Origin of the sequence: Halomonas meridiana (assembly GCF_009846525.1) — a bacterium.
Lineage (GTDB): Bacteria > Pseudomonadota > Gammaproteobacteria > Pseudomonadales > Halomonadaceae > Vreelandella.
In genome coordinates this window covers 2722233-2734636 of the sequence record NZ_CP024621.1, presented here as the reverse complement: position 1 = coordinate 2734636, position 12404 = coordinate 2722233, and the positions used below count along the sequence as shown (strand labels likewise).

General features: G+C 54.1%; 19 protein-coding genes. 16 read left to right on the top strand and 3 right to left on the bottom strand.

The genetic code is table 11. The annotated features are described in order from the left end of the window. Window positions 1-5: 5 nt before the first annotated feature. From CTT34_RS13125 to CTT34_RS13110, 4 genes are read left to right on the top strand one after another with little or no spacing between them, the layout of a single operon-like run. Complete coding sequence (locus CTT34_RS13125) at window positions 6-257, top strand: type II toxin-antitoxin system Phd/YefM family antitoxin (RefSeq protein ID WP_062372637.1); 252 nt, start codon at window positions 6-8, stop codon at window positions 255-257. Next, the gene (locus CTT34_RS13120; RefSeq protein WP_159342819.1) at window positions 247-531 is read left to right on the top strand and encodes a type II toxin-antitoxin system RelE family toxin; all 285 of its coding nucleotides are present in this window, start codon (window positions 247-249) and stop codon (window positions 529-531) included. The genes CTT34_RS13125 and CTT34_RS13120 overlap by 11 nt, the downstream gene beginning before the upstream one ends. A 42-nt stretch (window positions 532-573) precedes the next feature. Next, the gene (locus tag CTT34_RS13115) at window positions 574-894 is read left to right on the top strand and encodes a hypothetical protein (protein ID WP_159342818.1); all 321 of its coding nucleotides are present in this window, start codon (window positions 574-576) and stop codon (window positions 892-894) included. A gap of 46 nt (window positions 895-940) precedes the next feature. Beyond that, the gene (locus CTT34_RS13110; protein WP_159342817.1) at window positions 941-1834 is read left to right on the top strand and encodes a dihydrodipicolinate synthase family protein; all 894 of its coding nucleotides are present in this window, start codon (window positions 941-943) and stop codon (window positions 1832-1834) included. A gap of 25 nt (window positions 1835-1859) precedes the next feature. On the opposite strand, the gene CTT34_RS13105 is transcribed toward CTT34_RS13110, so the two are convergent. The 3 genes from CTT34_RS13105 to CTT34_RS13095 all read right to left on the bottom strand — a co-directional run bounded on the left by CTT34_RS13105 (window position 1860) and on the right by CTT34_RS13095 (window position 4013). After that, complete coding sequence (locus CTT34_RS13105) at window positions 1860-2828, bottom strand: zinc-binding metallopeptidase family protein (RefSeq protein ID WP_159342816.1); 969 nt, start codon at window positions 2826-2828, stop codon at window positions 1860-1862. Window positions 2829-2913: 85 nt separating this feature from the next. Next, window positions 2914-3687, bottom strand: a complete 774-nt coding sequence (locus CTT34_RS13100) for an SDR family oxidoreductase (RefSeq protein ID WP_159342815.1) — start codon at window positions 3685-3687, stop codon at window positions 2914-2916. Continuing rightward, entirely contained in the window at window positions 3684-4013 is a 330-nt protein-coding gene (locus CTT34_RS13095) for a nuclear transport factor 2 family protein (RefSeq protein WP_159342814.1), read from the bottom strand. Before CTT34_RS13095 ends, CTT34_RS13100 begins: the two co-directional genes overlap by 4 nt. Before the next feature lie 92 nt (window positions 4014-4105). Here CTT34_RS13095 and CTT34_RS13090 point away from each other — a divergent pair, with 92 nt between their 5' ends. The 12 genes from CTT34_RS13090 (at window position 4106) to CTT34_RS13035 (ending at window position 12282) form a co-directional block, all read left to right on the top strand. Beyond that, complete coding sequence (locus CTT34_RS13090; RefSeq protein ID WP_153842707.1) at window positions 4106-4468, top strand: winged helix-turn-helix transcriptional regulator; 363 nt, start codon at window positions 4106-4108, stop codon at window positions 4466-4468. A gap of 105 nt (window positions 4469-4573) precedes the next feature. Then, complete coding sequence (locus CTT34_RS13085) at window positions 4574-4909, top strand: zinc ribbon domain-containing protein YjdM (RefSeq protein WP_009100498.1); 336 nt, start codon at window positions 4574-4576, stop codon at window positions 4907-4909. A gap of 82 nt (window positions 4910-4991) precedes the next feature. After that, a complete protein-coding gene (locus CTT34_RS13080) occupies window positions 4992-5246 on the top strand; it encodes a type II toxin-antitoxin system Phd/YefM family antitoxin (RefSeq protein WP_159342813.1) in 255 nt (84 codons plus the stop codon). Next, window positions 5239-5505 (top strand): Txe/YoeB family addiction module toxin, encoded by a 267-nt coding sequence (locus CTT34_RS13075; protein WP_159342812.1) that lies wholly within the window; start codon window positions 5239-5241, stop codon window positions 5503-5505. Before CTT34_RS13080 ends, CTT34_RS13075 begins: the two co-directional genes overlap by 8 nt. Window positions 5506-5597: 92 nt before the next feature. Beyond that, a complete protein-coding gene (locus CTT34_RS13070; RefSeq protein ID WP_159342811.1) occupies window positions 5598-6368 on the top strand; it encodes a carbon-nitrogen hydrolase family protein in 771 nt (256 codons plus the stop codon). A 99-nt stretch (window positions 6369-6467) separates the two neighbouring features. After that, window positions 6468-6791, top strand: a complete 324-nt coding sequence (locus tag CTT34_RS13065) for a DUF427 domain-containing protein (RefSeq protein WP_254436381.1) — start codon at window positions 6468-6470, stop codon at window positions 6789-6791. A gap of 167 nt (window positions 6792-6958) precedes the next feature. Continuing rightward, on the top strand, window positions 6959-7486 hold the full coding sequence (locus CTT34_RS13060) for a toll/interleukin-1 receptor domain-containing protein (protein WP_062372669.1): 528 nt from the start codon (window positions 6959-6961) through the stop codon (window positions 7484-7486). A gap of 10 nt (window positions 7487-7496) precedes the next feature. After that, the gene (locus CTT34_RS13055; RefSeq protein ID WP_159342810.1) at window positions 7497-7982 is read left to right on the top strand and encodes a TIR domain-containing protein; all 486 of its coding nucleotides are present in this window, start codon (window positions 7497-7499) and stop codon (window positions 7980-7982) included. A 228-nt stretch (window positions 7983-8210) separates the two neighbouring features. After that, window positions 8211-8810 (top strand): TIR domain-containing protein, encoded by a 600-nt coding sequence (locus tag CTT34_RS13050; RefSeq protein WP_159342809.1) that lies wholly within the window; start codon window positions 8211-8213, stop codon window positions 8808-8810. A 62-nt stretch (window positions 8811-8872) separates the two neighbouring features. Further along, entirely contained in the window at window positions 8873-10489 is a 1617-nt protein-coding gene (locus CTT34_RS13045) for a CBASS cGAMP-activated phospholipase (RefSeq protein WP_159342808.1), read from the top strand. An 81-nt stretch (window positions 10490-10570) separates the two neighbouring features. Next, entirely contained in the window at window positions 10571-11713 is a 1143-nt protein-coding gene (locus tag CTT34_RS18485; protein ID WP_159342807.1) for a toll/interleukin-1 receptor domain-containing protein, read from the top strand. Between the two features lie 2 nt (window positions 11714-11715). Continuing rightward, window positions 11716-12282, top strand: coding sequence for an SLOG domain-containing protein (locus CTT34_RS13035; protein ID WP_159342806.1), 567 nt, complete (start codon window positions 11716-11718; stop codon window positions 12280-12282). Window positions 12283-12404: the final 122 nt, after the last annotated feature.

Below are 12404 nucleotides of genomic sequence, written 5' to 3'. Positions count from 1 at the left end.
TTTCCATGCACCAAGTATTAGCTAACTTTTCGGTCAGTATTTCTGAGCTAAAGAAAAACCCTTCGGCACTGCTGAGCCAGGCAAGCGGTGCCCCCATTGCTGTGTTGAATCACAACAAGCCCGCCGCTTACCTTGTCCCTGTAGAAACTTATGAGGCGATGATGGAGATGCTGGAAGACTACGAGCTGGCCAAGCTAGTGGAAGAGCGTCGCGCCGATAAAGACAAGGCCGTCACGGTATCACTGGATGACCTATAAGCTACGCTTTTTGCCCGCGGCCTTGAAAGAGTGGGAAAAGCTTAGCCCACCCGTCAAACAACAGTTCAAAAAGAAGCTGGCTGAAAGGCTAGAAACCCCACGTGTGCTTGCCGATAAACTCAGTGGTTTCGATGCCTGCTATAAAATAAAGCTTCGAAGCGTAGGCTATCGTCTGGTCTATGAAGTAGTGGATGATGAACTGTTTATCTACGTTATTGCTGTGGGTAAGCGTGACAAAGGCAAAGTCTACGCGTCGCTAAAGCGCCGGATGTAATCCATCACCTATCGTGCAAATGACCACAAACAGAGGCAAATAATGGGCAAGCTCTTTTCATTGCTGGTACTGCTGGGGCTGGGCTACGCAGGACTCTATTTTTACTACGGCGTGGTGATTGAGAAGGAAGTCGAGGAGCAGTTAGAAGCCCGTGGGCTTTCATCGGTGAGCGTAGATAACGTTGAGTACGATTGGCTGGCCCCGGTGAGCGACAGCACCCATATCGCCGTTACCGTGGGGTATCGTGGCTCCCAGGCAGCGGTCAACGTGCGCGTGCAAGGCCACCCGTTGGTGTCTGATGAAGTCACGGTACAGCTCGATAGCCTGCAAGCGCTGCGCTTGGGACTTAGCTTTGGGCAGTAATGCTGAATAGCCGCCTCGTGCAAACAACCATCTAAAAGGACACCCCATGTTTACCGGCCTGAGTGCGTTTCCGCTAACCCCCATGAATGAGCAGGGCATCAACGAGCAGGAATTGACCCAGCTCGTGGCCCGTTTGGCACGGGCGCAGGTGGATTCCATTGGCGTGCTGGGTTCTACCGGGAGTTATGCTTATTTAAGCGTGGAAGAGCGGGCGCGGGTGGCCAAGCTGAGTGTGGAGAGTGCGGCGGGGGTGCCGGTGGTGGTAGGCATTGGCGCGCTGCGCACCCGCGATGTGCTGGCCAATGCCGAGCACGCCCAGCAGGTCGGGGCAAGCGGCCTGCTATTAGCGCCTGTTTCGTACCAAACGCTGACCGATGACGACGTGTTCAACCTGTTCAGCACCGTCAGCCGCGCCATCAGCGTGCCGTTGTGCGTGTACGACAACCCCGGCACCACCCACTTCACGTTCAGCGACGAGCTGCACGGGCGCATTGCCGAGTTGCCCCAGGTGCGCTCGATCAAAATTCCGCCAGTGTCTACTGACTTGGAAGATGCCAAAGCCCGCGTGGCGCGGCTGCGGGCGCTGATTCCTGATGATGTAACCATCGGCATCAGCGGCGACCCCGCCGCCGCGACGGGTCTGCTGGCAGGCTGCGAGGCGTGGTATTCGGTGATGGGTGGGCTCTACCCAGAATTAGCGCTGGCGCTAACACGTGCCGCCCAAGCGGGCGACGCTGAACAGGCTCAAGCCCGCTCAGACGCCTTAGCACCGCTCTGGGCGCTGTATCATGAATACGGCGGGAGCCTGCGGGTGGCGGCAACCATTGCTGAACTCACCGATCGCGTTAGCGCCCCCTGCCTACCCCAACCGTTGAACACCCTGCAAGGGGAAGCTCGCCAACGGGTCGCAGCGGTGATTGAGGCGCTGGGCCTTCACTAACCCGCATCAAGCAAAGCGCACGTGGCTACAGCCCTTGCGCCCCGCGCCGCAGCCAGTCGTGAACGAACGCCAGCTTGCGCAGCGCCACTTCGGAAAGCACAAACGGGTAAAGATCCGACAGCCCCATCGAACGATTGACATGGTTCACGCCTGCTACCAATGACGCCGCAATATGAATTAGCCGCTCTGAATCCGGTTCAGCGTAGGCATCCCAGTTGTGGTCGTCCGGTAGCGCGGGCGACGTCATGCCCGAGGATACGAAGCTGTCGGTGATGTCCGTAAGGTGCAGCAGGTGCGAGGCGGTTTCCGCCCAATCCTCGTGGGGGTGGGAAGAGGCGTAGGTCGACAGAAACCGCGTTTGCCAATCCGCCGGCGGGCCGTTTTGGTAGTGGCGCTGCAAGGCCGCTGGGTAATCCTCCCGCTCATCGCCAAACATCTCGCGGAAGGCCGCCAGAAAATCCTCCCGCAGGCTAAGCCGCCACCACAGCATATGGGCAATTTCATGGCGCATATGGCCAATCATAGTGCGGTAAGGCTCATCCAACGCCTCTTTGCGGGTGGTGCGCACCAGGGCATCCGCTTCCGCCACGCTAATCGTTACCACGCCGCCCACGTGCCCCATAGGGACAGGCGTACCGCCTTCCGCCAGCATATGAAACACCGGCGGCGCGCCGGGGTCTTCCGGGCGAAACCAGTGCCAGCGGCCCAGGTTATCGATCACCCAGCGCTTGGCCGCCTCGGTGTGTGCCCAGTTGGGTATCGCATCGGAAATGGAAGGGTCTGGGGCCAGGGCGGTCATCGCGCAGGCGCGGCAGAACTCGCCCTGCTTCGGGGCAATCCAGTTACAGCCAATCACGTCGCGGTTGGCACAGAAGGGCGGCATGGGAATGAACGCCCGCGCCTGGGGGTCGTAGGCCACCGGCACACCATCCGCCGTGACCAAATTATCAAACCAGAGTGAACCGGCACCGACCGGATTAGAAAAAACGCGCATAGGTCGGGTATCTCAAGAGAAACGAAGCTTCAGTCTAGGAGCCGCCGCCCGCCAACGCCAATTGAGATACCCGCTGACTCAAGCGCTACGCCACCGGCACCGTGCCGCCATCAATCACAAACTCGGTGCCCGTGATTGAGCCTGCCAGCGGCGAGGCCACGAACGCAATCAGGTTCGCCACTTCCGCCGGGGTAGAGGGCCTGCCCAACGGGATGCCGCCCAGCGCGCCCATGATGATCTGCTTGCCGCCCTCGTAATCGGTGCCTGCCTGCTCGGCCAGCCGCTCCGCCAAGGCAACGGCGGCTTCCGTCTCGATCCAACCCGGCGAGACGCGCACCACCCGCACGCCTTGTGGCGACACCTCCTTTGAGAGGCTCTTACTATAGGTCGAGAGCGCCGCCTTGGCCGCCGCGTACGCGGTGGTGGATTCCGGCAAAGGCAGCTCCCGCTGAATCGAGGTCACGTGAACGATCACCCCTTCACCCTGGGCCAGCATGCCCGGCAGCAGGGCGCGGTCTAGCCGCACGGCGGGGAACAGGTTCAGGTTCAGCTCCTGCTGCCACTCGTCTTCACCCAGGGCCGCAAAGCCGCCCGCCGGGGCAGACGAGCCGCCCACCACATGCACGATGATATCCACACCGCCCATGCGCGCCTTCACGGCTTCTGCCACAGTGGCGCAGCCATCCACAGTGGTGAGATCGGCAGCGACGAACAGCTCTTCAGGTAGGGCAGCGGGGCGGTTACGGGCAGTCGTCAGCACCTGCGCGCCCTCTTCACGAAACAGCGCCACCACCGCCGCGCCCGCGCCTTTACCGCCACCCGTGATCAATACGCGACGCCCACTAAGCTGCAGGTTCATGGGGTAATCTCCAAGCTTTGAATGCGTTCATCGGCCAGTTCGATATGGTGAAACAGCTGCACCGGGCTGCCGGGAAAATCGCCGGTCACGGTGGTGGTAATCACCATCTTGTCGCCATCGCGAGAGACGTCGGTGGGCTCCACGTGGTACTCAAACTGGCGGCGGGTGTCGCGTAACCAGGCACGAATGGCGGCAATGCCCTGGTGGGTTTGCCCTTCATCCACCACGCGTTCATCGGCGGTAAAGCACTCCGCCAGTGAGGCATCATCCGCGCCGTTGCTAATGGCGATATAGGTGGCAATGGGAGTAGAGAGTGACACGCTCATGGTAAGCCTTCCTCATCGTGGTTGCTGTACGAGGATCTTCTGCTTAGGCTTACCGATTATCAAGAACGCACAAAAAGGTAAGTGGCTTACCCATGAGAAGGATTTACACGCCCACTAGCGCGGCCAGCGGAGTGGAAGATGTATTAAAAATGCTGGAAGGGCGCTGGAAGCTGATTATTCTCTTCCACCTCTTCGACGGTAACGTGCAGCGCTACTCCGATTTTGAAAAGCTGATCCCCGGCATCTCGCAAAAGATGCTCGCCCAGCAGCTACGGCAACTGGAAGCCGATGGCATCGTGGCGCGCAAGGTGTACCCGCAAGTGCCGCCCAAAGTGGAGTACCGCCTAACCGAGTGGGGCCAAGCGCTCTGCCCTGCGCTGGATGCGCTGCTGAAATGGGCTGAGCAGAAAGAAGCGTTTCACCCCAGCGAACACGCGGACGATGCCAGCGCCTGAGCCTCGCCAGCGCCCACGGCGGCGCTACCCAAGGCGCTCGCCAGTCGCCAAGGCCGCTCTGGCTCAGTATCATCACCCGCTCATTCACCACAGAAGCCACTGCTTATGTCTTGCCCGCCATGCCCCCGCTGCCAATCGGAATTCGTTTATCAGGATCAACGCCTGTTTATCTGCCCCGAATGCGCCCACGAATGGAACCCTGAAGAAGCCGCCGCCGAAGAGGCCGTGAACGTGGCGGATGCTAACGGCACGCCGCTTGCCGAAGGCGACAAGGTCACGCTGATCAAAGACCTCAAGGTGAAAGGCAGCTCCCAAGTGCTCAAGATCGGCACCAAAGCCGTCATCAAACGGCTAAAAGAGGGCAAAGACCACCAGCTAGACTGCAAAGTGGACGGCGCAGGCGACATGATGGTAACCGCGCAGTTTGTGAAAAAGGCCTGAAGCAGTCGTTCTGTCTTATTAGCTGTACAGGTTTGCGGGCAACGGCTAGACTTGTACCCTAAATAGTACATGTGAGGCGTGTATGAAAATCGTGTCTTTTACAGAAGCGAGGAATGGCTTGAAAGCTGTGCTGGATGGCGTCGTTAATGATGCGGATACCACCGTGATCACGCGCAGGGATGCGGAAGATGCCGTGGTGATGTCGCTGGATTATTACAATAGCCTAATGGAAACAGTGCACCTGCTTCGTTCGCCTAATAATGCTAAACACCTTAACCGCTCAATAGCGCAATATCGGGCTGGCCAAACAAGCGCACGCGAGTTAATGGATGAGTAGTCAGCGACTGTTGTGTTGGACAGATGAATCTTGGAACGACTACGTCTACTGGCAAGCGCAGGATAAGAAAACCCTTAAGCGCATTAATAAGCTGATAAACGATGTAAAGCGCTCCCCCTTTGAGGGAATCGGCAAGCCAGAGCCCTTAAAAGAAAACCTAGCGGGCTTTTGGTCTCGACGTATAGACGATACTCATCGGCTTGTTTATGCAGTCGATCACCACGCGATCACTGTCATTTCTTGCCGCTATCACTATTAGCCCGTAGCTGAATCGGCCCCGAGAGTGAGCCAGCAGTGGGAGGTGGCTTTAGCCCGCGACCATTCCAGCACCCAGCCAGCCAAGCGACAAAAGTGACCAACAGCCAAGCCATCACCATCGCGCTCGCCCAACTACCCGTCAGCAAAGCAGCGGTAGACGACAACCTACAAACGCACTTGGCCTACATAGAACGCGCCGCCGCGCTGGGGGCCAACGTGGTGGCCTTTCCCGAACTCTCGCTGACCGGTTACGAGCTGGCGCTACTCAGCCAACTGGCCATGCCCCGCGACGATGCAACCTTTGCCGCCCTCACCGCCGCTGCCGTAGGCAATAACACGGTAGTAATAGCAGGCTGCCCACTGCACGACCCCAACGGCAAACCTTACATTGCGGCGGTGATCTGCTTCCCCAACGGCGAACATACCTTCTACCTAAAACAGCACCTTCACGAAGGGGAAGAGGTTTACTGTGCCCCTGGCTCTGAAAGCGGCCTAATCAACGTTAACGGCACCCGCATTGCCCTAGCCGTTTGCGCCGACTTTACCCACCCAAACCATGCTGCCACCGCCGCCGCCCAACAAGCGGACGTATATCTCGCCGGCGCGCTGATCTCCCCAGGCGGCTATGTAAAAGATGCCGAGCTACTTTCCACCATCGCAAAGCGCCACCAACTGCCGGTACTGCTCGCCAACCACGTTTCCACCACGGGCGGCTGGCAAACCTGCGGCAATAGCGGCGGCTGGAATGCAGTAGGGGAGTTAGCGGTTAACGCCAACGGCACTCAGCCCAGCTTAGTGCTGTGCCGCATTCATCACGGTGGCATAAGTGGTAGCGTGGAAGTGATGACTAACTTACATGGCTAAGTATGAGTTACCGACTAAAAACTAATTCGGCAAGGTAGGCTTAACCTAGATTAACTGCTAGTCTCAAAGCATTAGAGCAAACAATGCCGCAGGGACAATATGATGCAGAATGCCCGCATAACGCTTCACCCTAGCCAGCAGCGCATGCAAGTGCGGGTGGATGGCATTCTGCTAGCCGACTCCACCAATGCGCTGGAACTCCGCGAACACGGCTACCCGCCACGCCATTACCTCCCACGTGACGACGTGCGGATGGACTTACTTACCACTTCGGAAACGACCACTTACTGCCCGTTTAAAGGGCATACGGTGTATTTTTCGCTGGGTGAAAGTCGAGATGTTGCTTGGAGTTATGAGGAGCCGGTTGAGGGTGTGGAGGCTATTGCGGGTAGGGTGGCGTTTTATGGAGATGTAAACAAATGACGCTTTTCGACCCTGAGCAGACATGCTAGCAAAGGCAACGTGTGCGTTTGCTCATATTCCACACGCACGAAAGGCTGTGAATAAAGCTGATTTTCAATTGATTGCCAGTGAATTACTTAAGTTAATGCATGCTAGATGTTCGAGCAGTATGAATTATAGGAGTAGCAATGGCCATTAATATACGCGACTTACGATCAGCATCTAGTCGCTCGGGAAGTGTTGTTGTAGCTAAATCGCTCACCGAAGCTTTAGCTAAAAAACAGCAAACGGCCTTTTTATGCCACAGCCACAAAGACCGCGAGCTAGCTAAAGGCCTTCAAGTTCTAATGAAAGAAAATGGATGGGACTTGTACATTGACTGGGAAGATAGCGAAATGCCGAGCACTCCCAACAAGGAAACTGCAAACAAAATTAAGGCAAAAATATTGTCTACAGGCTGGTTCTTGTTTTTAGCAACGGACAATTCAACTCAATCACGCTGGTGTCCTTGGGAAATTGGTTTTGCTGATTCAGCAAAAGGATACGATAAGATCTTAATAGTTCAAACAGAAGATGATTATGGAACTTGGTATGGAAACGAATATCTTCAGCTGTATAAGAAAATAGATAAAGGAAGTAATAACCAGACGGGTAAGACTGGTTATGCTGTGTTTGATGCGGGTACAAACTCTGGGACTTGGGTAGAAAATCTATAAAGGAAATAAAATGGCTAAAATTCCTGTTTTTTATAGCTTCCATTTTGACAATGACGTAATGAGAGTCCAACAAATACGTAATATTGGTAGCATTGAGGGTAATCCACCTACTACTCCAAATGAATGGGAAACACTAAAGCGAACAGGTAAGCAAGCTGTTGAAAATTGGATAAATCAAAATATGAAGTACAAACGATGTATTATTGTTTTGATTGGTAGCGAAACCGCTTCAAGACCGTGGGTAGAGCACGAAATCATCAAGGCATGGAATGATGGTAAAGCTTTACTAGGCATTTATATTCATAACCTCAGGTGTCCAAGAAATGGGACTAGCAGAAAGGGAAAAAATCCGTTTGATCTGATCAAGTTTAATGATGGTAGATTAATGTCAAGCGTTGTACCTTGTTATGATCCTAATTCTTTGAATGCGTATCAAGATATATCAAATAATATCTCAAGTTGGATTGATAATGCCATTAAAAATAAAGTAAATTGAGATGATTAGTGAGTGTGTTGAAGCAAATATAGAAACAGCATCAATTTGAACACATTCAGGCATCCTAATGGTTTTGTCGAAGATTTCTTTGGGTATCCTTGACGGCTTATAAACCCCTAAATTTTTGACAGGCTCGCATTACATGACGAGCACGGACAGCACATTCCAAGGTGAACTGCAGTCGCTACGGGGTGAAGAATGAGGATTGTCAACGAACTGGAGCAAGGGATGACACGAAAAACATTTTTCTCCTTCCATTATCAGGAAGATGTGTGGCGCGCCTGGAATGTCAGGAACTGCCTGGTCGTCAGCGAGAATCAAGAGGTAGATGGCTTCTTTGATGGCAGTGTGTTCGAAGCATCAAAGAAAGAAAGTGATGAAGCGCTCAAGACCTTTCTTCGTCATGGCCTAAAGAATACCTCTGTGACTTGCGTGCTTGCCGGTCAGGACACCGCTGCCAGGAGGTGGGTACGGTATGAGATCGTACATAGCGTCTTGAAGGGCAATGGGCTGCTCACTGTCGATATCCATGGCTTAAGAAACAACGCGAAGGAGTTGGGAGTGAAAGGCACAGATCCACTGGCTGAAGTGGGTGTCTATCTCGTCAACGACAAGATTTATTTCGCGGAGCTCGAGGGCGGTAAATGGGTGAAGTACTCGGACTACATCTCCGCCATCCCAGCCTCTGATTTGTGGTTTGACGCCCCTGCCAGCAACACGGTTGTTAAGCTATCCAAACACTGCATGAGATACGACTTCACGGCTCAAAACGGCCGGGAAAACATCGCTGGCTGGATCGAAACCGCAGCTGCCTTAGCCGGTCGTTAGAAATACGAAACGAGGCGTACTAGCTTGCAGAAATCGACATTTCATATCACTAGGTATTACACATGGCAGTCACTCAGCGTCTGGCCGGCGTTAGGATTCACCTGTCCGGGTCGAACCAAGAATTACAAGCAGACATCACTGATTTCGTACAGAAATTTGCAGCGAAAGTTTTCAATGAAGGAGGCTCCATTGTTCATGGGAGTCATCCTTCGTTCACTGAACCGCTACGCAGAGCTGCAGAGGATTTCATCCAGGCGGGTGGAAACAAGGGGGCGCTTACCTTAGTGCGGGCGAAGCGCTACTCAACTGATCAATACACTGCTGAAATTGAAAAGCAGAGAGTATTCGCTTCTGTGGAGATTGTGCCTGCAGATAGCAGCGATGGTCCGGCCGCAGAAGGCCTGACCCCAATGCGTGATTGGATGGCTGATCGTTCCGACGCCATTATCTGCGTCGGTGGTGCATGGTGGAACATTAATAAAGCAAAAGCAGGCGTTCCCAATGAACTGGATACGATGCTTGAACTCGGAAAGCCAGGATTTGTCGTCGCTGGTTTTGGCGGGGCTATCGCAGGTTATCTCAAGGAAGACCCGTCGTTATTATCTCGTCTGCGTAACGGGCTATCGCCCGAAGCGAATGCGACCATTGCCAACAGTACATCGGTTGACCAAGTCATAGGGCTGATCGTCGACCAACTGAAGAACCTCCCGCTTACTCGCCGTAACGTATCGCGCGGCCGCAACTTCCGTATTTTGGCGCTTGATGGAGGAGGGCTCAGAGGTACCTTCACCGCGGCAGTCTTGGCCAAGTGGGACGACATGCTGAAGGCTGGTGGTGGGAACGACCTTATTTCACACTTCGACCTGGTGGCAGGCACATCCACGGGCGCGATCTTGGCTATTGGCCTAGCCATGGGCTTGAAACCAAGTGAAATCCTTGAGTTTTATGAGGAAAAGGGTCCCCAGATTTTTCCGAAGGATCGGAAACTGCGGCACTGGCTCAAATCCAAGCATGATTCAGCCACACTTCGAGGACTGCTGACAGATGTGTACGGGGACAAAACGTTGGAAGCAGATTCCCGCTGCCGCTTGGTGATTCCCACTGTTAGGGCCAAGCAAGGTCAGGCAGAGGCGATCGTCACCCCGCACAGCCCAGATCGAACCGCTTACCGAGATATTTCAGCCGTCGATGCTGCACTGGCTTCCTCCGCTGCACCTACCTATTTTGATGAAGCTACCTTCGGTGGGCCTATCGCGTTGGAGACGTTTCTGGATGGAGGTGTCTGGGCCAATAACCCCATCCTCCCGGCGTTGGCGGAAGCGGTTCGATACTTGAAAATCCCTTTAGACAGGATTGATGTACTGAGCATTGGCACTCTCAGTAGCGAAAGCGACTTCACTGAGCAGCTAGGAAAGGGCAAGGCAGGTTGGGCACCTCACAGCGTCGATCTCTTTTTCGCTGCCCAAGAGCATGGTGCTTTGGCACTAGCAGAAAGTTTCCTAGGACCGACACGTCATGTGCGTGTTAATCAGCAAACCCCTGTCGAAATCAAAATGGATGATGCCGAGGCCATACAGGAAATGGTGCAACGTGGAAATGAGGCTGGCAAAGAGCACTTTGCTGAGGTGCGCTCCAGATTCTTTGATGGCCAACATGTTGATCGGTGGGAGCGGTTCTGAGAATGCACGGGCACTCGAGAGATAGTGTCTTGGCGCCCGTTTGGTTACTAACGTTTCATTGAAACTGATAGCGAGGCTTTCATGTCATTTATATATCATCTTGCTATCTTGGGTGCTCCTTCGGCTGAGCAAGTCTCTGAGCTTGAAATGGCTGTAACAGATGCGGTTTCTGGGTTTGGCTTGAGGTTGGGCCAAGAGATCGGGTGGGAGGTAGTTCCTGCTGACTTCACTCCTCATCAGCGAAGATCGGCTGCTGTTGTATTCTTCGGCGGTGTAGATGCAGATCACCCCAGTCTACCAAGCTTGCTGAGAGGCGGTGTTCCTGTTGTCCCAGTCGTGCCTGACCTAGGTCGAGTTGCAATGGAAGTCCCCGAAATCCTTCGGCCATTGAATTGTATGTCGTACGCAAATGGTGGGGCGAAACGGGTAGCCACTGCGCTCTTGGAATGTGCAGGTTTGCTTCCGAGGCAACGTCGGGTATTTGTCAGTTATCGACGGGACGAGGCTAGCCAGGCGGCGCTGCAGATGTTCGACGCGCTCTCTGCCAGGCATTTCGACGTTTTCCTAGATACTCGTAGCATCGCACCGGCAGAAGATTTTCAGACCATGCTGTGGCATCGGCTTTGCGATTCTGATGTGTTGCTGATGCTCGACACGCCTGACTATTTCAACAGTCGATGGACGGCTGCAGAGTTTGGAAGAGCGCTTGCCAAGGGTATCAGTGTTCTTCGAGTAGGGTGGCCTGAAGCCCAGTGCTCCGCTCGCTTGGCAACTGCAAGCCTCGCTGAGCTTGATACAAGCGAGCTAGATGCTGCATCAGGACGGATTAGTGATCACGCGATTGATCGTATTTGTCTCCAGCTTGAGGAAATCCGCAGCGAAAGTCATGCAGTGAGAACCGTTAACCTAGTGAGCAATCTACGAATAGGAATTGAGGCTATAGGTGGTGAGGTGATCGGTATGGGCACCGGTCGAGGGACTCGAGTACGCCTTCCCGATGACCGGATGGTTGTGGTCTACCCAACGGTAGGTGTGCCGACCTCCACGACAATGCACGAAGCTTCAATAAGCTCTCCTGACGAATCCGTAGCCATACTCTATGATCATGTAGGCCTACATCCTCAGTGGTTGAGTCACCTTGACTGGCTAGGCCAGCACATTCCGGCGACGCGCTGGGTCAAGGCTTGTGAAGCTGGCTGGCAATTTGCAGATTGGAGGGCATAGGAATGGGCGCGATTTTCCTTTCAGCAAGCATACCCGTGATTGGACGAGGGAAATACTATGAGACCGCTGCCCCGTTTCTTATCCAGTGTGCCGTTCGCGAGCTGGCGATCGCTACCGTTCGTCGACACAAGATTGTGTGGGGCGGCCATCCTGCAATTACCCCTATGATTTGGAGCATCTGCGAAGATCTAAGGGCAGACTACACAGACTCAGTGATCCTGTATCAAAGCCGCTTTTTCGTGGGTAACTATCCGGAAGAAAATCAACGGTTTGACAACGTAATTTACACCGATCCCGTACCTGGCGACATCAAGGGTAGCTTACAACTGATGCGAGAACAGATGCTCTCTAGGGAAGATTTGATCGGAGCCGTGTTCATTGGTGGGATGGATGGCGTTGAAGTTGAATACGACATTTTCAGGCGGCTCAATCCTGAGGCTTTCATTCTTCCAGTTGCCGCACCAGGTGGTGCAGCGCTTAATCTTGCTCGGGAGAAAGGCTATTTTACTGGGCGGGAGCTCGAAGACGTAGATTTCGCCACGCTATTTAGTCGTTACTTACCTGCCTAATAGTCGTAACGTCAGGCCCAGTGTTTTTTTGATCCAGGTTGAAGTCGTCTCTGGTCTCTTGTCATCGAAATTGAAGCAAATGTGCGACACATCGGTAAGTGCTACCAATACAGATAAATACG